This window comes from Candidatus Allofournierella merdipullorum (assembly GCF_048426865.1).
Taxonomy (GTDB): Bacteria; Bacillota; Clostridia; order Oscillospirales; family Ruminococcaceae; genus Allofournierella_A; species Allofournierella_A merdipullorum.
The window spans coordinates 1-23,972 of record NZ_DBFNWJ010000032.1; the positions used below are offsets into that span (position 1 = coordinate 1).

Sequence of the window (23,972 nt, forward strand, 5' to 3'; positions counted from 1 at the left end):
ATGTTGATTCTTTTCGCAAATGCAAGGGGGACACCACCGCCGGACATAAATGTGCAACTAAGAAAAAATCCTAAGCTGTGGAGTCTGGTAAGACAACTAATTGCAATAGACCCTTCAGAAGAACAGGTTACACAAATTGAACAACTTATTCGTGCGGGAATTTCCGCATCAGGAGGAAACGAAAATGACATTGAATGAACTTTTTAAGAATACTACATACGACGATACGCTTTTTTCTGATGAGTCTAGATCCGCAGTAGAGTCTCGCATTTTCATGAAGTCTGTCCGCGGTGTAGAGATTCCTTATATCAAGTGTGCAATTCGCAATAAAGAAATTAAACTTACACCCGAAGAGGCGGTTCGCCAACTCTATATTCATAAATTAATGAACGAATACGGATATGCGGCAAGTCGGATTCAACTGGAAACCCCGATTCACTTTGGTCGTGAAGTAAAGCGGGCTGATATTGCGATCATGGATAAAGATCGTCCGATGGTTCCCTATATCATCGTGGAACTGAAAAAGCCCAAGCTCACTGATGGTAAAGAGCAGCTGAAGTCTTACTGCAATGCTACTGGTGCGCCTATCGGTGTTTGGACGAACGGCGAACAGATTTCTTGTTACCATCGAAAAGACCCCAATTTCTTCGAGGAAATCAGCGACATTCCTAAGGCGACGCAGAAACTTTCAGATATCATTAACGAAAAGTTCACCTATGAAGATCTGAAGCGAAAGGACAAAATCAGCACTCAGAAAAAATCTCTCCGAGCCCTAATTAAGGAGATGGAAGATGAAGTTCTGGCGAGTGCAGGTGTGGATTCCTTTGAAGAAATCTTCAAACTGATTTTTGCAAAGCTGTATGATGAGTTGATCTGCGCCAATGATTCTACTGCCTATTTGCAGTTCCGCAACACCGGAGACACCGATTTCGAGCTAAAAGAAAAGATACAGGGTCTGTTTGATGATGCCAAAAAGAAATGGGAAGGCATCTTCACAGATGAAAGCAAAATTCTCCTTTCCCCTTCTCATCTTGCGGTTTGTGTGGCTTCTCTGCAAGACATTAAACTGTTCAACAACAATCTCGATGTTGTGGATGATGCTTTTGAATACCTGATGAGCAAGGCCCAGAAGGGAGAGAAGGGACAGTATTTTACCCCCCGGTATGTCATCGATATGTGTGTAAAGATGATGAATCCTACAATTAAGGACAAAATCATCGATACGGCCTGTGGCAGCTCTGGCTTTACTGTCCATAGCATTTTCAAGGTCTGGAAAGATATCCGCAGAGAAAAAGGCCTTCCTGAAGGTGAAGGATTTACTGCGGCAGAGCGAATTCCTGAAGAAACCAATTTTGTTAGAGACAATGTTTTTGCGATTGATTTTGACGAAAAGACCGTCCGTGTAGCTCGAACCCTGAATTTGATTGCGGGTGACGGTCAGACCAATGTACTTCATCTGAACACACTGGACTATTCCCGTTGGGGTGAAACCACCAAACAAGAAGATTGGATTGATACCTATAACGAAGGCTTTAAGAAACTGAAAAAACTCCAACCCGCTGGCGTAAAGGATTATAGCCAGTTCCAGTTCGATCTCGTGATGGCTAATCCCCCCTTTGCTGGTGACATTAAAGAAAACACCATCATTTCTCATTATGAACTCGGAAAAAACAGCGCTGGCAAGTGGCAAAACAAGGTTGGCCGTGATGTGTTGTTTATTGAACGCAATCTGAACTTCCTGAAACCGGGTGGACGGATGGCTATCGTCCTGCCACAGGGACGTTTCAACAATTCCAGCGATAAATATATTCGTGAATTTATTGCTGAGCGCTGCCGTATCCTTGCCGTTGTTGGGTTGCACGGTAACGTATTCAAGCCTCATACCGGAACTAAGACCTCAGTTCTGTTTGTACAGAAGTGGGATGATAAGCTGTGTCCTAAGAGAGATGATTACCCCATTTTCTTTGCAACCATGCAAAAACCTAGTAAGGATAATTCTGGAGATAAGATCTATTTGTCTGATCCAGATACCGGCTTACCCGCATTAGATGAACACAATCATCTGATTGTCGATCACGACCTTTACCAGCTTTCATATAAAAAACAAGATGGAACCATTGTGAAACTTACAGAAGGTATCGCCGAAGCATTTATTGAATTTGCAAAAAAGGAAGGTCTGAGTTTTTTTCAATAAGCCCATCCGTTGAACCTTTTGATGAAGCCAAATATAAGGCTTTGATGGATGGGCTGGAAATTAGCGAGGTTAGTTTTTCAAGTATTGATTTAGGCGATCGATATGACGCAGAGTATTTTACAAAAGAATACTTGGATATTGAACAGCGACTTGAAAGAGTAACTACAAAAAAAATAGGAGAGCTATCTACAACAGTTGCAAGCGCTTTTTACCCTGCTGCAACGCAACTCTATTCAATCGGAGACACTGCATTTGTAAGATGTGTTGATTGCATTGACTTTCCAATAATTACAAGAGACCAAGATGATATGTTTGAAAAAATTCCACATGCTTTCGGCAAAGAAAATAAAGGAATTTCTTTTCTAAACAAAGGCGAAATCGTAATTACCAAGGTTGGAACTCCATGTTATGCTAGCGTTGTTGACGATTACGAAGAAGTGGCACTTTCTCGTACAGTTTTAGGTCTGTCAAATATTCATGGAATTGATGAGTACTATTTGATGATATTTCTGCGCTGCAAGTACGGGTTTGAGCAACTATATCGTCAACGTGAACTCACTATACAATATCAACTTACACTCCCACGGGTTAAATCTGTAGATGTTTTTTGTCCGAGCAAAAGCTTTCAAAAGCTTATCAGAGAAGTGTGTTTAAAATATCGAGAAATGTTTACAGAATCAACGGTAGTCTATGGAAAAGCAGAAAACTTACTTGCCGATAGTTTAGGCATAAGTGAAAAGTGCTTTGATAAAACTGTTGCAGTCAAGTCTTACGCCGATAGTTTCCTGAAATGCGGACGGCTTGATGCTGAATATTACCAACCTAAATTTGACACCCTTTTTGATGAACTCAAGAAGTTCTCAACCAAGCGACTAGGTGGAAACGCTGGAATTGTTAGCATCAAAAAGTCTATCGAACCAGGTACTGACGCATACAAAGACGTGGGCATTCCGTTTGTTCGTGTAAGCGATATTTCTAAGTATGAAATGACATCGCCGGAAATCCATCTTTCACCTGATATTGTCGAAGATGTAGAAGCCCTGTTCCCTAAGAAGAATACCATTCTCTTTTCAAAGGATGGTAGTGTAGGAATTGCATATAAATTGGAGCGCGATGAGAACATTATTACATCCAGTGCATTATTACACCTAACCATTAAAAATACGAGTGAAGTGCTTCCGGATTATTTAACTCTTGTACTTAATTCCCCTGTGGTTCAAATGCAAGCTGAGCGAGACACTAACGGAGCTATTATCCAGCATTGGAAACTATCCGAAATTGAAAATGTCATTATCCCTATACTGGATATGGACAAACAGAAAGAACTTTCGGTAATGATTCAGAAATCGTTTGCACTTCGCTGCCAATCTAAGCGGCTCCTTAAATATGCAAAGCAGGCTGTCGAAATGGCAATTGAGCAGGGAGAAGATGCTGCACTGGCATGGCTAAAAGCTAAGGTGGATCGGTGATATGCAGGTAGAAAGAAAATATGAGCAATGGAAAGCGATTACCGAGTCTGATTTTGTAACACTCTTCATCAAAACATGGTTTACTTTTATTGCAGTTTTAAGGGAATTGAATCCTGATGTTGATGTTTTTACGGAAGATGGTATGCCTCGAGGAGACAAACCTTTTTTGAATGCTTACAAAGATGGTATTATGCCCTTTGTTCAAAAGAACATCGATACAGACAATTTTGCCCAAGAAGTATTTGCAATGTATCCTATCAGTATGCGAAAAGTGATGGATATTTTTCCTCAATATTTCTTCCAGACTTTTTTCCAAATCAATCGCGATTTCTCCTATGAGGAGAAGACCATTGATCTGGATAAAGATGGTAGTCTAAAGGAGCGATATCAAGCAAACCTACATATTGCCGATAAGCATGTTCTGAAATTCCACCTTGGTGTATCCGGTCAGTTCCGCGCAACAAAGTATAACGAAAGCATCAAAAAAGAAATTGATCTTCGTCCAATTATTCGTTCCACTGTAGAGAAGCATAGACATCAAAACCTTATCATAAATGAAACGCAATTTATGCGTGACTTTTATGATATGGTAATGGACGAGATAACAGGCACACTTCGACATTATATTGATATAACGCTCCCGAAGAAGGGGTTCAATCAAACAGTAACCGGGAAAATTAGAGATGCCTGTTTGCGATTGGACACAGCACTTCGCCTCAGATTTGAATTCAACTACAAATATCCTCACGAGGTGGATCCGCTGATTACACCGAACTCTTATGCAATTATTTACCAGATTCCGTTTAATGGGTTTAGCCGTTCAGAGCGAGAAAACATATATAAGTCACATCAGGGAGAATATGCACAGTTAATTGCAACAAAGGCTGTGGACTGGTTTGCTAATTATGTATATGCACTGAGAAATGCTCTGTTTCATGAAATAATAAGTCCCTTGGATGAAGAGTGGCAAATAATCTTTAAATCTGCATATTTGCTTCTAAAACAGGTTTCCGACATCTGCATTTCTTGTATTTCGCAAATAGAAGAATTTGCACAGACACAAGAAAACGTAGTTTTTGAGTATGCAGAGAAGCATAAAGCGGAGAGCTTTGATCATTTGGCCGACTATGTTGAGATTCTGGATTTTCCGAAGATGGTATTGTCCGAATGGAAAATTGAAAAAGGAAAAATCTCATTGCGCGGATGGTTCTCCACTAAACTCAAACTTCAGCAGGGAGATGCTGAAGCGGTAGAAAACGGAACAGGCTCTATCACTACAGAAGACAAGGAGTTTGATTTTTCGATTATACTCGATGATGATTTTAAAATTGCAATAGATAAAGATACGCAAAAAGAGAGTGTTAAAATTAAGCTCCGAGATACATAGTGATAGAGACCCTTTGCTTTCGCTTTGAATAGTAACCTTAAAAAGCGAATATATGTAAAAAGAGCATCCTGCTTCCGCTGAAAGCAGGGTGCTCTTTCATGATAATTGAAATGAATCGAAATCCCGAATACATTATAGGAATCTAAAATGTCCTATGCTTTTATCCGTTATCCTGTTCTTCGTCCTCGCTCGGCTCGATCTGTGCAAAGCCGCCGATCTGAAGGCGGTGCTCGATCGCATTCCGGAGATGATGCTGGTATATGACAGCGGAAACACCCTGCTGGTGAGAGAAGATCCGGCATGGTACGCGCGGCAGTTTGCCGGACGGATCGGGCATGTGCATTTGAAAGACATGAAACCGGCCGGACCGGGAGACCGCGGCGCGGATGTTGATTTGTACGGCAACAGAATGGCGTGTGCGCCCATCGGAACGGGAACCGTTGACTTCGATGCCGTATTGACGGCCCTCGAAGACGGTGGGTATCACGGGCTTCTTACCGTGGAATTTATCGTGGGGCCCGACAAAGACTATCCGAAGAGCCTGCGGGGCAGCCGGCTGTATGCGGAACAGCTGCTGGCGAAAACAAGGGATACGGCAAGCCGCCACGGCGGGTAAGGCGCACGGGCCGGAGCCGCAGGCCCACGGCTCCGTTTGTGTTTTGCTGCCGTTCAACAGCATCTGTGTGTCCGGCCGTTCCCCTTCGGCCGGTGTTCCATGGTGATTTGTTCCAAAAATCCTTTTGAAAATGCGTGGATTCTGCCGTTTTTGTTTGGATGACCTTGACAGCCCTGCTTTCTTCCTGTATAACAAAACCATACCAAAAACGTTTTCGGTTCGGGCGCAGCCTCCGAAAGAGAGGTGTAAGGGATGTCAGTGACCATTCAGGATGTGGCAAAAGCTGCCGGTGTGACGGTGGGCACTGTCTCCCGCGCGCTGAACAACTACGCCGATGTGAACGAGAACACCCGCCAGCGGATCATCCGCACGGCGCGGGAGATGGGATACCACCCGAACCTGATCGCCCGCAGCCTCTCCAGCAAACACGCCCGCCGCATCGCGCTGATCGTCTCCGGCTTTCTGGAAGATAAGATGTTCAACCACTTCGAGACCATGCTGATGAAGGGCTGTTACCAATTCGCCCAGGAATGGGGCGTGGAGCTCTCGATGCACATGATCAACTCCGAGATCCAGCGCCAGAAAAGCTATGAGCAGCTGTGCCACGAGCACAACCTCAGCGGGGCGGTGCTGCTGGGCCTCAAGACCACCGACCCCTACTGCGACGGTTTTCCCGCGGGCAGCCCGCCCTGTGTCACCATCGACACCCAGGTGAAGGGTCCGAATGTGAGCAACGTCACGCTGGACCACATCGCCGCCTTCGACGAGCTCACCCAGTACCTCATCGACCAGGGCCACCGGCGCATCGTACTGGTGCACGGGCGCAAAGAGGCCATGGTGAGCATGGAGCGGCTGGCCGGCGCCCACCAGGCGATGACCCGCAACGGCCTGCCCCTCACCCACGACCAGATCATCTACACCAACTTCCTGCGGGAAGAGGCCTATGCCGGGGTGCGCCGCTATCTCGAGACCCACGACTCCCACAGCGTTACCGCCTTCCTGTGCATGAGCGACATGCTGGCCATCGGCACCATCGAGGCGATCAAGAGCCTCGGCTACAAGGTGCCCCGGGATTATTCCGTGGTGGGTTACGACGGGCTGGACGTGACCGAGTTCACCGACCCGCGCATCACCACCATCGACCAGAACATCCGCCTGAAGGGCTACGAGGCGGCCCACCTTCTGCTGGACATGCTGGACGGCAAACGCCCCACCCAGCGGCTGGTGCTGCCCCACACCCTCTCCATCAAGGACAGCGTGGCTCCTCCCGCCCTTTGAGGGCGGGCCGGCCACGGCCCTCCCCCCACAGCCATTTCCCGCGGCGGCGGGGGAGGAGCCGCTTTTCTTTTTGCTGGCTCCAAAAACGTTTTTGTATCCAGCCGGTCTGTTCTGTGCTGCCCCACGCGGCTGAAAAATGTTGACCGCCCCTCTGACACGCCCGTTCCGGGCAGCTTTTTGGGCCGATTTCAAAAACGTTTTTGGAAATGCGGCGCATTCGTTTCGATTTTGGAAAAAACGGCGACCGCCGTTTTGATAGACACAGACAACAAAAGGAGGACAACATGAAAAAGAAACGCTTCTTCGCCGGGATCCTGGCCGGCGCCGTTCTTGCAGCGGGCCTTGCCGGCTGCGGTTCCGCCCCTTCCGATTCGTCCGCTCCGGCTGCGTCCGGTTCGGCGGCCGCCTCCGGCTCTGCCGGCGTTGTGGAGGTGACCATTCCCTCCTACAAGACCGGCGAAAACGTGGGCGCTGTGTTCTTCGAGCCCCAGGTGGAGCGCTTCAACCAGGCGTATGAGGGTCAGTACCACATCACCCTGGAGAGCGTGCCCCAGGACACCTTCCTGGACCAGATGAAGATGCTGGCTCAGCAGGGCGAGCTGCCGGTGCTGGTGCAGTCCGGCGATGTGGACTGGCTCACCAACGTGGTGTATCCCAACGGCCTGGCCTACGACCTGAGCGGCTGGCTGGAGGAGAACCCCGAGCTGAAGGCCCGCCTGCTGCCCGACGGCCTTGCCTTCTGCACCGATGACAGCGGCGCCGTTTACAGCATGCCGCTGGCCACCGTGCGGCCCACCGGCTTTTTCTGGAACTCGGCCCTGTGGGACACCCAGGAGGACCTGAGCGCCATGACCATGGAGCAGTTCATCGCCGCTCTGGGCGACCAGAAGATCGCCTTCTCCACCGCGGAGAACGGCTGGGTGGCCGCTCTGTTCCTCACCGCGGCCATCGCCGATGAGGAAGGCGGCATCCAGTGGCTGCAGGGCGGTGTGGAAAACCGCATCACCGATTTCAGCGAGCCTGCCTTTGTGAACGCCGTTGCCACGCTGCAGCAAATGCTGCAGAACAACGCGGCCTCCAACTCCATCGGCGCCGCCTATGCGGACGCGGCCAACGCCTTCATGAGCAACCAGGCCGCCGTGATCGCCAACGGTCCCTGGATGTCCGCCGACTTTGCCGAGACCAACTCCGCCAACTGGAGCAACGGCTTTAACGGCGCCGACGTGCGCGCCGCCCTCTTCCCGGGGCAGGTGGGCATCGCGAACACCGCCACCTACGGCGAATGGTTCATCAGTGCCAATGCCGCGCCGGAGGAGATCGAGCTGGCTCTGGCCTTCCTGGAGTTCATCAACAGCCCCGAGGAGCTGGAAGCCTATCTGCTGGCGGAGGGCGGCGACGCTCCCGGCCTGACCTACTCCGACGGATTCAAGGCGGAGCAGGGCAAGACCCAGGTGCTGGCGGACCTGGCGGCCGACACCACTGCCGACACCGTGTTCGTGCCCTGCATTCTGGACGTGATCCCCTCTTCCGTGGCCAACTCCGACTTCGGCATGCTGCTGCCCAGTCTGGCGGACGGCAGCTTTACCCCGGAGGACTTTGCCCAGCGCATGACCCAGGCGGCCACCGAGGCCACCGCTGAATAACCGCGCGGGCCCACGATTCAACGTCTTTTTGCGCGGCGCGCCGCATGCCGGCCTTTGCCGGGCGGCGCGCCGCCGATGCTTTTGTGAAAGGAGGGACCCGCACTTTGAGACCCGGACGGAAAAAGCCGGCGCGCGCACGAGCCAGCCGGCTGCAGCGGACCAACTACAAGTGGATCTACCTGTTTTTGCTGCCCACTGTCATTATCTTTGCCATGTTTTATGTGGTGCCCATCGTTGAGGTGTTCGTCACCTCCTTCACCCAGTGGGACGGCTTCAACGCCCCCCGCTTCAACGGCATACGCAACTACATCAACCTCTTCAACAGCCACTCCTTCCTCACCAGCCTGAAAAACCTGTTCTGGTGGTGCGTCATCGCCATGACGCTGCATGTGGGCTTCGGCACGCTGGTGGCCTTCGTGCTGTTCCACCGCCCCCGCGGCTGGAAGGTGACCCGCGCGGTGTTCATGATCCCCAATGTGATCAGCGCCGCCGCCTGGGCCATGATCTACCGCTTCATCTTCAACGACGACATCGGCGTGCTGAACAGTCTCATCCGGCTGGTGAACCCGGACTTCAGCGTGGACTGGTTCTATGTTTCGCCCTGGGCCTTCTGGTCGGTCACCTTCACCTGGCTGTTCTACGCCGTCATCGTGACGCTGATCGTGCTGGGCGACCTGCTCAACATTCCCCAGGAGCTTACCGAAGCCGCCCGCATCGACGGGGCCACCGGCTGGCAGCTCATCCGCTACGTCCATCTGCCCCTGTGCCGCACGGCCATCGGCACCAGCATCATCTGCTCGCTGACCTCCCGCATCGCCATGTACGAACAGATCGCCCTCACCACCGCCGGCGGCCCCGATTACGAGACGGTGAGCCTGCCGATCCTGCTGGTCAACGCCATCACCGACTACCGCTACGGCTACGCCAACGCGGTAGGTGTGCTGATGTTCCTGTTCGGCCTGGTGATCCTGTGGCTGGTGAACCGTCTCTTCCGCATGGACGAGACCGACTATTGAGGTGACGCACATGAGCACTGTGAAAAAAGCCGCCTGCCAGGCGTTTATGTATCTTGTGGAACTGGTGGTCATCCTGCTGTCGGTCTTTCCCATTCTGTGGGTGGTGATGTCCGCCTTCAAGACCAACGGAGAGATCCTCACCTCGCCCCTGGCGCTGCCCACTTCCTTCTCGCTGGACGTTTTTGTCCACCTCTTTGAGACCTACAACTTCCCGGTCTACTTCCTCAACTCGCTGCTGGCGGCGGGGGTGTCCACCCTGGTGTCGCTGCTGTTCTACGCCATGGGCGCCTACGTCATCGCCAAATTCGAGTTCCCGGGCCGCAAGCTGCTGTTCATCCTGTTCACCATCACCCTGCTGGTGCCGGGACACAGCAAATCCCAGCCCATCTTCTCTCTGGTCAGCGACCTGGGCCTGTTCGACAGCATATGGGGCGTGACGCTGGTGTATCTCTCCGCCGGCATGGCCATGTCCATCTTTGTGCTGAAGGCCGGCTTCATGGCCATCCCCAAAAGCCTGGACGAGGCCGCCATCATCGACGGCGCCGGCTTCATGCGCACCTTCTGGTCCATCAACCTGCCTCTGGCAAAAAGCGCGCTGGCCACCGCCGGCATCCTGATGTTCCTGGGCAACTGGAACGAATATTACTTCGCCTCGCTGCTGACCCATTCCGATTCCCAGCGCACGCTGCCCATCGCCCTTTCCTTCTTCACCAGCGAATTCTCCTATAACTACACCAACCTCTTTGCCGCCCTCACCATCGTCATCCTGCCGGGCATCCTGCTGTATGTGTTCGCCCAGGAGCAGGTGCAGGCCAGCGTGGCGGCCACCGGCATCAAGGGGTGAACGCCCCGTGCCGAAACGACCGCATAAGCCCTCTGACCGAGAGGAGGTACAACCAATGAAATACGACGCGCAGCCCCTGGGCTGGGTGGTGGCGGAGGACGCCTTCAACGCCGGCCACATTGCCAAATACGAGTCCATCTTTGCCCAGGGCAACGGCTATATGAACCTGCGAAACGCGCTGGAGGAAAACTATGTGGGCCAGCGCCGGGGAGCCTTCATCACCGGCACCTTCAACAAGGCCCTGCCGGATGAGGTGACCGAACTGCCCAACCTGCCCGACGTGACCGAGCTGCGGCTGACGGTGAACGGAGAGCGGTTCTCCATGGAGACCGGAACGACGGAAAACTACTGCCGCAAGCTGGACCTGCGCACCGGCGAGACCGAGCGCACCCTTGTGTGGACCAGCCCGGCGGGGGCGCGTCTGGCGCTGCGCCTGCGGCGGTTCGTCTCGCTGGCCCAGGAGCATCTGGCCGCTTTCTGCGCCGAGATCACCGCCCTGGACGGCCCGGCGGACCTTGTGCTGGAAAGCGGCATCGACAGCCGGGTGACCAACACCGGTTCCCAGCACTGCACCGAGGGTGAAAAACGCCTGGTGGACGGCGCCATCCTGCAGCTGGCCTGCCGCACCTGCCAGTCGGACATCCCGGTGGTGGTGCACTGCGCCCATCGCTTTTCCCAAGCCCCCGCCCACAGCCTGCCGGTGATGGAGCGCCGCCGCTTCGTGCAACGCTTTTCCTTCCGCCTTGGGGCCGGCGAGACCCTGCGCATGGACAAATTCGCCTGTTACGGCACCGGCCGTGACCTGCCCTTTACCGCCTTCGGCCAGCAGAACGGCGTGGAGGACCCCGAGCCGGTCATCGCCCAGGGCCTGGACGTGCTGCGCCGGGCGATGACCCGGGATTACGACGGCATGCTGGCGGATTCCGCCGCCCGCTGGGCACAGTACTGGGCGAAAAACGACGTGCGTGTGGACAGCCCCGACCCGATGGACCAGCTGGGCCTGCGCTTCGCGCTGTATCATCTGAACATCATGGTCAAGCGGGACGATTCCCGGGTGGGCATCGGCGCCAAAGGCATGACCGGCGAGGGCTACAAGGGCCACTCCTTCTGGGACACCGAGATGTTCCTTCTGCCCCACTACCTTCTCACCGACCCGTCCACGGCCCGCACCCTGCTGGAATACCGCTGGCGCAGCCTGCCCGGCGCCTTCAGAAAGGCCCGGGAGAACGACTGGCAGGGCGCCATGTTCCCCTGGGAGAGCGCCTGGCTCACCGACGGGGAGGTGACACCGCTGTTCGGCGCGGCGGACGTGGTCACCGGCCAGAGCATCCCCATCCTCACCGGCATGCTGGAGCACCACATCACCGCCGACGTGGCCTGGGCCGTCTGGCTGTATTACCTTGCCACCGGCGACGACGCGTTCATGGAAAAGTGCGGCTGCGAGCTGCTGGTGGCCACCGCCTGCTTCTGGGCCAGCCGGCTGGAGTGGAAGGGCGGCGCCGGCCGCTACGAGATCTGCAACGTGATCGGGCCGGACGAGTACAAAGAGCATGTGGACAACAACGCCTTCACCAACTACCTGGCCGCCGAGAACCTGCGGGTGGCCAGCCTGGTGATCGGCCGGATGCAGCGGGACTGGCCCGCCGCCTGGGCCGCTCTCAGCGCCCGGCATGATCTGACAGCTTTGGCCGCCGATTTTGACGGGAAGTGGCAGAAGATGTATCTGCCCGCCCCCCGCCCCGAAGACGGGCTCGTGCCCCAGAACGACCAGTATCTGCAGCTGGAACAGGTGGACCTTTCCCGCTACAAGGCCCAGGCCGGGGTATCCTCCATCTACGAGGACTACAGCCCCGCCCAGATGAACAAGCTGATGGTCTCCAAGCAGGCCGACCTGGTGATGCTGCTGCGGGTGATGCCCGGCCTGTTCGACGCCGCCACCCGCCGCAAAAACTTTTTGTTCTACGAATCCCGCACCCTGCACGACTCCTCCCTGAGCCACGGCCAGCACTGCGTTCTGGCCGCCTGGATGGGGCTGGACGAGATGGCGCTGCAGCTCTACCGCCACGCCGCCGCCATTGACCTGGGGCCGAACCCCACCTCCTCCGACGAGGGCATCCACAGTGCCTCCATGGGCAACGTCTGGCAGTGCGCGGTGTGCGGTTTTGCCGGCCTGCGCTGGGAGGGGGAACAGCTGATGCTGGAAAATCACCTGCCGGCAAGCTGGAAGAGCCTGGAATTCAATGTGGAGTGGCGCGGCGCCCGCCTGGCGGTGCGGCTGAGCCATGAAAAGGGCATACAGGTGAGGCGGCTGGGCGGCAGCGCCATTACCATTCTGGCGGACGGCGTGCCGGTCACCCCGGCCCCCGCAGAGGAGGACGCATGAAATACCAAGGCATTATTTTTGACCTGGACGGTGTGCTCTGTTCCACCGACCGCTTTCACTTCCAGGCCTGGCAGCAGACCGCCCGCGAGGCAAAGGCCCCCTTCGACGAGGCCGTCAACCAACGCCTGCGGGGGGTCAGCCGCATGGAGAGCCTGGAGATCATCCTGGAGGCCAGCCCCCTCACCTTCACCCCCGAGGAAAAGGAGCGGATGGCCGAGGAGAAAAACGAGCGCTACCGCCGGCTGCTCCGGCAGATGACCCCCGCCGATATGCCCAACGGGGTGCGCGAAGCTCTCGAGAGCCTGCGAGCCGCCGGGCTGAAGCTGGCGGTGGGGTCCTCCAGCAAAAACGCCCGGTTCATCCTGGAGCGGCTGGAGGCCGGGCAATACTTCGACGCCGTCTGCGACGGCACCCAGATCGTCCGGTCCAAGCCGCACCCGGAGGTGTTTTTAAAAGCCGCGGAGATGCTGGGCCTGCCCCCGGCGGTCTGCCTGGTGGTGGAGGACGCCCCCGCCGGGCTGCAAGCCGCCCGGGCCGCCGGCATGGACTGCGCCGGCGTGGGCGGGGCCGACTGGCCCTTTGCCCCCGCTTACCGGCTGGAGGACGTGACCGCCCTGCCCGCGGTCCTGCGGGGCTGAAAGGGGGGCGGCGGTTTGAAACTGGAACAGCCTGCCCGCGCCTGGTGGAAGGAGGCGGCCGTCTATCAGATCTATCCCCGCAGCTTCTGCGATTCAAACGGCGACGGGGTAGGGGACCTGCCGGGGATCCTGCAAAAGCTGGACTATCTTCAGCAGCTGGGGGTGGATGTCCTCTGGCTCAACCCGGTCTACCGCTCCCCCGGGGTGGACAACGGCTATGACATCAGCGACTACCGGGCCATCGACCCGGTTTTCGGCACCATGGAGGATTTTGACCGTCTGCTGGAAGAAGTTCACCGCCGGGGGATGCGTCTGGTGATGGACCTGGTGGTGAACCACACTTCCGACCGGCACCCCTGGTTCATCGAGAGCCGCCAAAGCCGCCAGAGTCCCCGGCGGGACTGGTACATCTGGCGGGACGGCGTGAATGGCGGTCCGCCAAACAACTGGGGGGCCAATTTCGGCGGTTCCGCCTGGACGCAGGACGAGGCTACCGGCCAGTATTACCTGCATCTCTTCGCGCCCCAGCAGCCGGACCTGAACTGGGAGAACCCGGCGGTGCGGGACGCGGTCTTCGAGATGATGGACTTCTGGTTTCAAAAGGGCATCGACGGGTTCCGGATGGACGTGATCAGCCTTATCTCCAAGGGTGGCTTTGCCGACGGGCCTCTGCGGCCGGACGGCCTTTACGGGAACCCGTCGCCCCAGTGTGCCAACGGGCCCCGGGTGCATGAATACCTGCGGGAGATGAACCGGCGGGTGCTGAGCCGCTACGACTGCCTGACCGTGGGCGAAAACGCCGGGAACACCCCGGAACTGGCCTGCCGATACGCCGGGTTTGAGACCGAAGAGCTGAAGATGGCCTTCCAGTTCGACCTGATGGACGTGGACGGGGGCGAGCGGGACAAGTGGAGCGCCCGCCGCTGCTGGAAGCTGGCGGACATCAAAGATGTCATGACCCGCTGGCAGACGGAGCTGGACGGCAAGGCCTGGAACGCCCTTTTTTGGGAAAACCACGACCAACCCCGCAGCGTCTCCCGGTTCGGGGACGCCGGCAGCGAGGAAAACCGCGTCCGTTCCGCCAAGATGCTGGCCACCTGCCTTTTCTTGATGCAGGGCACGCCCTACATCTACCAGGGGGAGGAGCTGGGTCTGGTGAACCGTCGCTTCACCTGCCTGGAAGAGATCGACGATGTGCAGACCCGGGGCAACTGCGCCGACCGGCTGGCCCACGGCGCCCGCCTTGCGGACGTGATGGAAACGGTGAACTACATCAGCCGGGAACACGCCCGTGCCCCCATGCCCTGGAGCGCCGCGCCCCAGGGCGGGTTCACCACAGGCGCCCCCTGGATCCCGCTGCACCCGGACTACCCCTTTCTGAACGCCGAGGCCCAGCTGGCCGATCCGGACTCCGTTTACCACTATTACCGCAAGCTGCTGGCTCTGCGCAAGAGCAGCATGGCCCTGCTCTACGGCCATTACGCCCTGCAGCTGCCAAACAGCCAGCAGGTCTACGCCTACACCCGCACCCTGAACGGGGAACAGGCCCTGGTGCTCTGCAATTTCAGCGGCGAAACCGCCCCCTGCCCGCTGCTGCGCGGGCGCACGGAACACCCGCCGGCACTGGCCAACTACGCCGGCGGCCCGGCGGAGGAGGCCCTGCGCCCCTGGGAGTGCGCGGTCTATCTGCAGCAAACCGGGCAATCACTGTAAAAACACGAAAGCAGCACCGGCCCTCCCGCGGTCGGTGCTGCTTTATTTTGTGCTACACCATTTGCAAGTGGTCTTCTCGATACGGATACGATTGTTTATTATCCCCTAACCCCCAAACTGCTTGTATCCGCATCGGCCAAAGGAACATTTGCTGGAGTTATGACTTGTAAAGATCAATGTCTCATCGACATCGACTCCCATTCCGAAGAAGCCTTTATAACCAATATAAATGCATTGCAGCTAACTCAGTGCCATATCTTCAATGCCATCCGCTGATACAGAAGCGGCAACGACACAGATTGTCGTGCAGGGGCAAAGCGCACATTCTCAAAACATTTGCCCTGAACGCAGGATAAGGACAGGAAAAACCGCATGGCGGCATCCAAGATGCCGCCATGCGGTTTTTGTGTCAGTTGCTCAGAGCGGCGAGCCGCCGGGCCTGCCGGCACACCCGAAAGCCCCAGGGCCCCAGGGCATCATGAGAAGCATTCTGTTCCCACAGCCGCTCTGCCTCCTTCGCCTCTGGCAGCGGGCAGGGCGTGTCGCCGGCATTCAGCCAGACGGTGAGGCAAAGCCCCTCCCGCTCCAGCGCATAACCGAACAGGCGGCTTTGAGGCGCCGCCGCGAGAACGGTGAACCGTTCGGTACCGTTCAGGTATTTTGCCCTCAGACCTGCTACCTGCCGGTAAAAATCAAACCAGCTGCCCTCCGCGTTTTCCCAGTCCATGGGGCGGCGGTATTCCGGCTCGGTGACGCCGGTCAGACCGGCCTCATCGCCGTAAAAGACACAAGGCGCGCCGGGGAAGAGCATCTGAAACACCACCGCCAGCCGCATCCGTCGCTCATCGCCTCCACAAAGGGACAGAAAGCGGCAGACATCGTGACTGTCCAGCAGGTTCAGCTGGGCGCGCAAATAGGGTTCCGGGTAGCGCAGCACCATATTGGTCACCCGGGCGGCAAAGCCAGCCGCGTCGATGCGGTCCAGGGCAAAGAAGTCCCGGCAATGGCGGCGGAAATCGTAGTTCATCACCGAGTCCAGCAGATCGTACCGCAGCCAGTCCCGGGCGTTCTCCCACACCTCCCCGATAAGCACACAATCGGGGTCAGCGGCCTTCACCGCCCGGCGAAAGACCCGCCAGAACTCCTTGGATATCTCATTGGCCACATCCAGCCGCCAGCCGTCTACCCTGAATTCTTCCACCCAGTAGCGGCCCACCTCTGCAAAATAGGCCTGCACCTGAGGATTGGCGGTGTTCAGCTTGGGCATTTCCGGCACATAGGCGAAGCAGGCGTAATTGGGGTGGCCCTGCTCGTCCAGCCCGGGACCCGTTGGCGGAACGAAGTCATACCAGTGGAAATAGGGCGACGACGCTCCACGCTTCAACACGTCCTGGAAGGCAAAAAAGCCGGTGCCGCTATGGTTGAACACCCCGTCCAGCACCACCCGCATCCCCATTTTGTGGGCCTTTTGAACGAGAGCGCGCAGGTCATCGTCGGTGCCGAAGCAGGGGTCCACATGGTAATAGTCGATGGTGTCGTATTTGTGGTAGCTCTTTGCGGTGAAGATCGGATTCAGATACAGGCCGTTGCACCCCAGCCGGGCGATGTGGTCCAGATTTTCCGTCACGCCCCGCAGGGTGCCGCCCAGCCGTCCGCCACTCTTCGCCGAGCCGGCCAACGCCTCGGAGCCGTCTGCGAAGCTGTCCGGGAAGACGTTGTAAAAACAGGCGGTGTTCATCCACTTGGGTGGCCGGGCGATCTCGGTGCGCAGGATGGCCGGGTACTGAAAGTATTCGCTGCGCCCGTCTACCCAGTTTCCCTCCATCTGCAGGTCGGCCAGTTCCCGGGTGAAGATGTCGCCGTAATAATAGGTCCATTCCTCCTGACCCTGCAGGCGGAAATAGTAACAAAGGCGGGTATGACGGATGGGAAAGACCGCTTGGAAAAAGTCGAATCGCTCATCCCGGGCAATGCGCTCCATGGGCAGGCCCTCAAAGCGGATGGGGGTGGTCTCACAGGCCCGGTCTGCCACATACAGCTCGCAGCTGACCAGATCCCTGCGCCCAGCCCGCAGCCGCACGCAGAAGGTCTCCTCGTCCAGGGGATAGGCATACTCTGAACAGGGGATATGAAGAATCGCTGCCTTATCTATCACAAAGCCGTCACCTATCCCTTCACGCCACCGGCGGTGAGGCCGGAGACCATGTATTTCTGTATCTTAAAGAACACCGCCAGAATGGGCAGCGACACCAGAACCGCCGCTGCCGAGAAGAGAGGCCAGCTGCGGCTGTAGTCGTTGGATTGCAGTTGATACAGCCCGCCCGCCAGGGAGTAGCTGGTGCTGTCCAGCAAAAAGGTGGTGGCGAAAAGATACTCATTCCACACGGTGATGAGCACCATCACACAGGTGACCACGATGGCCGGTTTGGCCAAAGGGAGCACAATGCGCAGGATCATCTGCCGGTCACTGGCGCCGTCGATGCGGGAGGCCTCCTCGATCTCCACCGGGATGGTGTCGAAATATCCCTTCATGTTCCACAAGGCGAACACGCACATGGAGCCCGCGTAGATCAGGATGAGTCCTCCGTGGGTGTTCAGCAGGCCGATGGTCTTAAGCACCCGGAAGAGGGCGAACATCGACAAGATCTGCGGGAAGGCATTGAGCACCAGCAGCAGCTTCAATGTAAACCGCCGGCCGGCAAACCGCCAGCGGGAAAAGGCGTAGGCCGCCGGCACCGCGCAGAGCATAGAAAAGAATACGGTGCCCACGCTCAAAATCACCGAGTTGCGGAACCACAAAAGGAACGGCTCGTCAAACAAAATCGCCCGATAGTTTTCCAAAGTGGGCTGGGTGGGCCAGAAGGAAAAGCGCGAAGAGAGCGCCGCGCCGCTGCCGCTGAAAGAGAGGGTGAGCGCATAGAGCACCGGCACCAGTGCTGCCAGGCAAAGCAGCAGGAACGCCCCGTTCAGCACCGTCAGCCTCAGGATGCCCAGCGTCCGCTTTTTTCTGTTTTTATCCATAGGTCATTCCTCCCGCAGGCTTCGGTTGGTGGCCAGTGAAAACAGGATGATGAGCACAAACAACAGCATACTCACCGCGCTGGACAGGCCGTAGTTGTTGGAAACGAAGGCGTTCTGGTAGGCATAGGTGATGACGGTGTTCAAATTGGCTCCGGTCATGTACCCCTTTTGCTGGGTGAGAAGATACACAATGTCAAACTGCTTGAAGGTGATGAAGGTGGTCATCACCGCAGCGGGGGCGATGATGGCCCGGATGCCGGGCACGGTGATAAAGCGCACTTTCTGGAAAAAAACCCGCACCGTCCAGTGTGGCGCTCTCGTACAGGCTGGCGTCCACACTCTGCAATGCGCCGTCAATGGTGGCGACCATGAAGGGCAGCGCCATCCAGAGATTGAGCGCAAGGCAGGCCAGAAAGGCAGTGACCGTGTTGTCCAGGATGCTGTACTTCGGCAGCCCCAGCGCCGTGAGCCACTGGTTGAGCAGGCCAAACTCGGTGTTGAATATCCCCACCCGCCACAGCAGGATGGACACATAGGCCGGCATGGCCCAGGGCAGCATCAGCAGTGTTTTATACAGCCGGCGCAGGCGCAGACCCTTGGCGTTCAGCCCCAGGGCGATCCAAAACCCGCAGAACAGCTGCAGGGCCATGTTCACCACCGTCCAGAGCAATGTGGTAAACAGCGCCCCCAGAAAACCGGAATCGAACTTGAACAGAGCCCGCACATAATTGGACAAACCGATCACCCGGAAATCCGCCCAGTGATACAGGTTCATGTTGGTCAGCGAGATATAGGCGGTGTACCCGATGGGGAACACCACCACGATCAGGATGAGAAGAAGTGCCGGAGCACTGTACAGCCACGGCTTTTTGCGCATAACGCCACCACCTTTTTACCCCACAAGCGGGGACGGCAAACCTGCCGTCCCCGCGCGGGTTTCGGATTCTGATTTTACTGCATGTCGGCAATGGCCTGCAGCGCGGCCTGCTGGGCCGTCTCGGCGGCAGTGGCCACATCTTCGCCGCTCTTGTTCACCGCCACCAGGAAGCTCTCCGCCGGGCCCCACAGCACGCCCATCTCGGGGATGTTGGGCATAGGCTGGGCGGTCTCTGCCGTCTTCTGGATGGCCACGATCAGCTCGTCCGCCGCCACTTCCGGGTCCTCATAGGCCTTGCTGTTGGCAGGGGCGCAGCCGGAGGACTTGGCCAGCGCCACCCCCACCTCGGGGGAGGCCAGCGCCGCCAGCACCTTGCCGATGGCCTCGGGGTGCGCCTCGGCGCCGGTCTTCAGCACACCGACTCCCTGCACACCGGCGTAGGGCGCCAGCGGGTTGCCGTTGGGAAGCGTCATGTCGGACAGGGAGGCCACGCCAAAATCGATGCCCGCGTCCCGGATGCCGGAGACCAGCCACGGCCCGCCGATGATTGCGGCTGCTTTGCCTTCATTGAACAGGGTGGTCACGGTGTTATAGTCGCCGTCCGCCTGCAGCGCTGCGAACTTTTTATTGTATTCCACCCCTTCGATGGTCTTGGGATCGTTGAGCCCCGGCTGGCCTTCCTCGTTCAGGATATAGCCGCCAAACCCGTTGATGAAGGGGGATACGTTGTAGGCGGTGGAGTGCTGGTTGACCACAGCATAGGTGCCTGCCGCCGTGTCGGTGTTGGCCTGCATATAAGCATACAGATCTTCGGTGGTGGTGGGGATATCCCCCTGCCACAACGCCTTGTTATACAAAAAGACCAGCGTCTCAAAATACACGGGCAGGAAGTATTGCTCGCCGCCGATCTGGCCGGCTTCCACCGTCATCGGCAGGGCGTCTGCCAGCACATCTGCGCCCGCTACCTCCGACAGGGAAGCCAGAATGTCCATGGCCACAAAGGTGCCCAGGGAGTCATGGGCGTAGAAATACATGTCCGGGCCGTTCGCCGCGTCGCTTCCGTACAGCTTCAGCTGGTCGGAAAGGCCTGTCTTTTTCTCAAACGTCACCGTGATGTTGTCGCCGGAAAGCTGCGAGTTCACAGTGTCGGCAATGGTCTGCATGATGGCCTCGTCGCCGTCGTGCCAGATCTTGATGGTGACCGGCTCCGTGGCCGTCTCACTGCCGGGCGCCGCCGCGCTGCCGCTTTGGGGCGCGCTGGAGGGCGTCTGGCCACAACCGGCCAGCATCCCCAGCGCCAGAGCCGCGCTCAACAAAAGGGAAATTGCCTTTTTCATGGTGTCTCCTCCTTTTTCAATGTGAAAACGCTTACCTGATTTTTTCTCCTGTTCGGGATAAATTCCGGATTTATGCCCTGATTTCTTCTTAAATCTTAGCAGTATTGTCCAGAAATTTCAAATTTTAATAGGCAATTCTCTTGCATTTTTTAGGTAACCGTTATACTATGGATTTACCAAACACAGGAAAGGGGAGTACCCCATGCCCATCACCATCAAGGACGTGGCCGCCCGGGCAGGCGTTTCGGTGGCCACCGTCTCCAAAATCCTCAACCATCACCCCGGCATCTCGGAGGAGACCACCCGCCGGGTAGAGCAGGTGATGCGGGAGCTGGAGTATGCCCCCAACAGCCGGGCGGCCAGCCTGGCACGGCGGGCCACCCGGAACATCATCTACCTGACCAGCCTGCCCGCCGACATCGCCTATACAAACCCCCACATGTTCGACATTCTCTGCGGGGTGCAGAGCGCCCTGAGCGAAAAGGGCTATACTCTGACCATCATGGACACCTGTCTCGAAGAGGTGCCCGGCAGCACCGCCGAGCAGATCATCCTGCAAAAGCTGGCGGACGGCATGATCGTCCACGGGGCCGCCATCGACAAAAACATCTCCGCCCTGCTGGTGCGCCGCAAATTCCCCCACATCCTCATCGGTCACCCGGGGGATGGCTCCCGGCTGTGCTGGGTGGACACCAACCAGATTTTGGGCGGGCAAATCGCGGCAGAGCATCTTCTGGAGCGGGGCTATCGGAACATCGGTTTCCTGACGGAGGGCACCACCGATGAGATCGCTTATCTGCGGTTGCGGGGATTTCGCATCGCCATGCAGGAGGCCGGTGTGCCGGTGCGGGAGGACTGGATCCTCCACACCACCGCAGACCTGGAAGGCAGCTACCACGCCGCCTTCGGGCTGCTCAGCATGCAGCAACGCCCCGACGCGGTGATCTGCGGCAGCAATCTGCTGTCCTTCGGGCTGTACCAGGTGGCCGCGAAGCAGGGGCTGAACATCCCGGAGGAGATGGCGCTCATCACCTTCGACCGTTACCCCTATTCCACCGTGCTGGACCCGCTGCCCACTTTCGTGCAGATCGACGTGCACGACCTGGGCCGCACCGCGGGGGCCATGATGCTGCGGGTGCTCAAGCGCCCGGAACTGCTGGCACAGACCTACGCTACCCTGCCCCGGCTGGTATGCAACGCCACTACGCCCTACCGGCCGTGACCCTCCTATTGACACATACAGCAATCCCAACTCGTTTGGCTCGCCGAAAGCTGTACCCCCAGGCAATCCCCTTAATATAAAAAACAACGAGATGGATTAGGTATTAGAAAGTATTGTCTCAAGTTTTCAAGTTGACCATCTTGCAAAAAGTATTGCATATCTTATTATGCCTATGTCATCTCAAAAGCAAGAATCGGAGGCCATAGCCAACAGACGATCCACAACTGAATAGCAAACAACGAGTGATCAGGAGCTGGCTTTTCAAAGCCAAGACTACCAGGGCCGTGTGAGCAGGTGTTCGGGTTTTCCCGAAGCCTTTGTTCATGCGGCTCTTTTTTGTTTCCCTGCTCACACGGTTTTCGGCAATCCTCCTCCTGGCCACTGAAGGGAGGACCCATGTATCATATTACCCGCTGGAACGAACAAAGCGCAGCATCCCCATAAACGGCAATGGACTGGTTGTAATTTGGCTCTGTATGCTGAGTGTATCACAAACTGTATCTTTCGGAGGCTTTGGGATGGTGGATATACTGTCCGAATCGCTGTTTATGGCGGTTTTGCGAGGTTTGCGGGCCGCAGGTGCTGTTCCTTTGGCCGGCGCTGCGCTGTTCATATAGCCGCAGCGAGCAACTGCACTCAGGGTATTTCGAAGCTGGTGAGTGTCACTGGCAAGTCTCTTCAAAAAGAAAAGGGAAGCCTAATTAGGCTTCCTTACAGATGGCAAAAACGCTTGGGGCCATAAGATATATCAGAATCACCAAACTTCCAAATATATTTTTGGAAGGGTGAGCGTTTTGAGGAGGCCGTGTTACATGTATATAACGAGAGGGCTTTTTTCTGTAGTCAACTCCCCGTCAAATTTTCCAAACTTTATCTCTTTTCCTTGGGAGGTGTTTCGTTTTCGGGGCTCTCAGCTACTGATATATAACGAGGGGCTTTTTTACGACCGTTCCATAGTCAAAATTTCCAAACTTTTGAATTTCTTTTTGGAATGGTGAAATTTTGAGGGGGTCCGTGCTACTGGTATATAACGAGAAGTCTTTTTCCCAACCACGATAGCATCTGATGTCGCACGTTCTCCTGTGGGAGCACATTTGTCTGGCGTTTCCATGCAAAAGCAAATTTCTATGTTGGAAAAGCGCAATCGTTGGGACATTCTAACTAGATATGTCTCGTCCACTTCATACCCATACATATAAGCGAACTGCACAAAAGAACCGTAAAAGATGCATACATATCGATGAAAATTACTTAAAAGCCTTGCGAATTGTCAAGCAAGCAGATATAATAAACGCATACGGAAACGTTTCCGGCAACGTTTTTTGAAGAGCATTCCGCCGGGAAAGCGAGGGTGATGCCGTTTTGACCATCAAGGACATTGCCCGGGAAAGCGGCTACGCCATCAGCACCGTCTCCCGAGCACTGAACGACCATCCGGACGTGAGCGAGGAAGCCAAGCGCCGTATCGCCGCCATCGTGGCGGCAAAGGGCTTTGTGCCCAACGCCAACGCCCGTCAGCTCAAGCGCCAACAGGCCAAGAGCGTAGCCTTCATCGTGCGCGGTACCTCCAACATCTTCTTCGCGGGCATGCTGGTAGAATTGCAGCGGCTGGTGGGCGAAGCAGGCTACGAGGGTGTTGTGGAGTATGTGGGCGAGACCGCCGATGAGGTGGCCGCCGCCCAGCGGGTGTGCCGGGAGCTGAAACCCCGGGGTATCATCTTTCTGGGAGGCGACAGCCGCAACTTCCGCAAAGGGTTTGCCAAGATCGACCTGCCCTGTGTGCTGGCCACCACCGTGAGCGACGAGCTTCGGTTCGAGAACCTCTCCATGGTGGGCGTGGACGACAAAGCCGCCGGCAGCGCCGCCATCGACTATCTGGTGGAGCGGGGCCATCGAGACATCCTGGTGCTGGGCACTGACCCCGAGCGCTCCAGCCCCGGCAAGATGCGCCTGGAGGGCGCGCGCCAGAGCTTTGAGGCTCACGGCATCCCCTTCGGCCCCGACCGGTTTTTGCAGGCGGAGTTCAGCATGGACGGCGGCTACACCGCCATGAAGACCTTTCTGGACAGCGGCAGCCGGGTGAGCGCGGTGTTCGCCATGAGCGATGTGACCGCTATCGGCGCGGCCCGTGCCATTCTGGACGCGGGGCTCACCGTTCCGGGAGACATCTCGCTGCTGGGCTTCGACGGCATTCCCATGGCCCGGTTCTACAACCCTCAGCTGGCCACCATGGTCCAGCCCGCCGCCCAGATCGCAAAGACCAGCGTCAAGCTGCTTTTGCGCTGCATCGAAAAGCGGCAGCCGGCGCAAACGGTGCTTTTGGAAGCCACCCCC

Annotated in this window: 19 protein-coding genes; 14 read left to right on the forward strand and 5 right to left on the reverse strand. The window is 56.6% G+C overall.

The features are described from left to right. The 12 genes from ACMNAY_RS05440 to ACMNAY_RS05495 all read left to right on the forward strand — a co-directional run. On the forward strand, positions 1-198 hold a 198-nt coding region (locus tag ACMNAY_RS05440; protein ID WP_418718680.1), incomplete at its 5' end, for a hypothetical protein. Further along, positions 185-2,194, forward strand: coding sequence for an N-6 DNA methylase (locus ACMNAY_RS05445; protein ID WP_418718681.1), 2,010 nt, complete (start codon positions 185-187; stop codon positions 2,192-2,194). The genes ACMNAY_RS05440 and ACMNAY_RS05445, both read left to right, overlap by 14 nt. A 44-nt stretch (positions 2,195-2,238) precedes the next feature. Continuing rightward, a complete protein-coding gene (locus tag ACMNAY_RS05450; protein WP_418718682.1) occupies positions 2,239-3,663 on the forward strand; it encodes a restriction endonuclease subunit S in 1,425 nt (474 codons plus the stop codon). Position 3,664: 1 nt separating this feature from the next. Then, complete coding sequence (locus ACMNAY_RS05455) at positions 3,665-5,050, forward strand: hypothetical protein (protein ID WP_418718683.1); 1,386 nt, start codon at positions 3,665-3,667, stop codon at positions 5,048-5,050. A gap of 154 nt (positions 5,051-5,204) precedes the next feature. Then, positions 5,205-5,666 (forward strand): sugar phosphate isomerase/epimerase family protein, encoded by a 462-nt coding sequence (locus tag ACMNAY_RS05460; RefSeq protein ID WP_418718684.1) that lies wholly within the window; start codon positions 5,205-5,207, stop codon positions 5,664-5,666. Positions 5,667-5,918: 252 nt separating this feature from the next. Further along, the gene (locus ACMNAY_RS05465) at positions 5,919-6,944 is read left to right on the forward strand and encodes a LacI family DNA-binding transcriptional regulator (RefSeq protein WP_418718685.1); all 1,026 of its coding nucleotides are present in this window, start codon (positions 5,919-5,921) and stop codon (positions 6,942-6,944) included. Positions 6,945-7,228: 284 nt separating this feature from the next. Further along, on the forward strand, positions 7,229-8,587 hold the full coding sequence (locus ACMNAY_RS05470; RefSeq protein ID WP_418718686.1) for an ABC transporter substrate-binding protein: 1,359 nt from the start codon (positions 7,229-7,231) through the stop codon (positions 8,585-8,587). A gap of 104 nt (positions 8,588-8,691) precedes the next feature. After that, complete coding sequence (locus ACMNAY_RS05475) at positions 8,692-9,603, forward strand: carbohydrate ABC transporter permease (RefSeq protein WP_418718687.1); 912 nt, start codon at positions 8,692-8,694, stop codon at positions 9,601-9,603. Between the two features lie 10 nt (positions 9,604-9,613). Then, complete coding sequence (locus tag ACMNAY_RS05480; RefSeq protein ID WP_418718688.1) at positions 9,614-10,447, forward strand: carbohydrate ABC transporter permease; 834 nt, start codon at positions 9,614-9,616, stop codon at positions 10,445-10,447. Positions 10,448-10,502: 55 nt separating this feature from the next. Next, positions 10,503-12,830: a glycoside hydrolase family 65 protein gene (locus tag ACMNAY_RS05485; protein ID WP_418718689.1), complete on the forward strand. Its 2,328-nt coding sequence runs from the start codon at positions 10,503-10,505 to the stop codon at positions 12,828-12,830. Beyond that, positions 12,827-13,468: a beta-phosphoglucomutase gene (gene pgmB / locus ACMNAY_RS05490; RefSeq protein WP_418718690.1), complete on the forward strand. Its 642-nt coding sequence runs from the start codon at positions 12,827-12,829 to the stop codon at positions 13,466-13,468. Before ACMNAY_RS05485 ends, pgmB begins: the two co-directional genes overlap by 4 nt. Before the next feature lie 15 nt (positions 13,469-13,483). Beyond that, entirely contained in the window at positions 13,484-15,181 is a 1,698-nt protein-coding gene (locus ACMNAY_RS05495) for a glycoside hydrolase family 13 protein (RefSeq protein ID WP_418718691.1), read from the forward strand. A gap of 409 nt (positions 15,182-15,590) precedes the next feature. Here ACMNAY_RS05495 and ACMNAY_RS05500 read toward each other — a convergent pair whose 3' ends face one another. The 5 genes from ACMNAY_RS05500 to ACMNAY_RS05520 all read right to left on the reverse strand — a co-directional run bounded on the left by ACMNAY_RS05500 (position 15,591) and on the right by ACMNAY_RS05520 (position 20,416). Further along, a complete protein-coding gene (locus ACMNAY_RS05500; protein ID WP_418718692.1) occupies positions 15,591-17,336 on the reverse strand; it encodes a glycoside hydrolase family 13 protein in 1,746 nt (581 codons plus the stop codon). A gap of 11 nt (positions 17,337-17,347) precedes the next feature. Beyond that, on the reverse strand, positions 17,348-18,202 hold the full coding sequence (locus ACMNAY_RS05505; protein ID WP_418718693.1) for a sugar ABC transporter permease: 855 nt from the start codon (positions 18,200-18,202) through the stop codon (positions 17,348-17,350). A 3-nt stretch (positions 18,203-18,205) separates the two neighbouring features. Next, positions 18,206-18,466, reverse strand: coding sequence for a hypothetical protein (locus ACMNAY_RS05510; protein ID WP_418718694.1), 261 nt, complete (start codon positions 18,464-18,466; stop codon positions 18,206-18,208). Further along, on the reverse strand, positions 18,396-19,079 hold the full coding sequence (locus ACMNAY_RS05515) for a carbohydrate ABC transporter permease (protein ID WP_418718695.1): 684 nt from the start codon (positions 19,077-19,079) through the stop codon (positions 18,396-18,398). Before ACMNAY_RS05515 ends, ACMNAY_RS05510 begins: the two co-directional genes overlap by 71 nt. A 74-nt stretch (positions 19,080-19,153) precedes the next feature. Then, on the reverse strand, positions 19,154-20,416 hold the full coding sequence (locus tag ACMNAY_RS05520; RefSeq protein ID WP_418718696.1) for an extracellular solute-binding protein: 1,263 nt from the start codon (positions 20,414-20,416) through the stop codon (positions 19,154-19,156). A gap of 202 nt (positions 20,417-20,618) precedes the next feature. On the opposite strand from ACMNAY_RS05520, the gene ACMNAY_RS05525 reads away from it, so the two are divergent. Both ACMNAY_RS05525 and ACMNAY_RS05530 read left to right on the forward strand, forming a co-directional pair. Beyond that, positions 20,619-21,638: a LacI family DNA-binding transcriptional regulator gene (locus ACMNAY_RS05525; protein WP_418718697.1), complete on the forward strand. Its 1,020-nt coding sequence runs from the start codon at positions 20,619-20,621 to the stop codon at positions 21,636-21,638. A gap of 1,362 nt (positions 21,639-23,000) precedes the next feature. Beyond that, positions 23,001-23,972: LacI family DNA-binding transcriptional regulator (locus ACMNAY_RS05530; protein ID WP_418718698.1), on the forward strand; the 972-nt coding region annotated here is incomplete at its 3' end.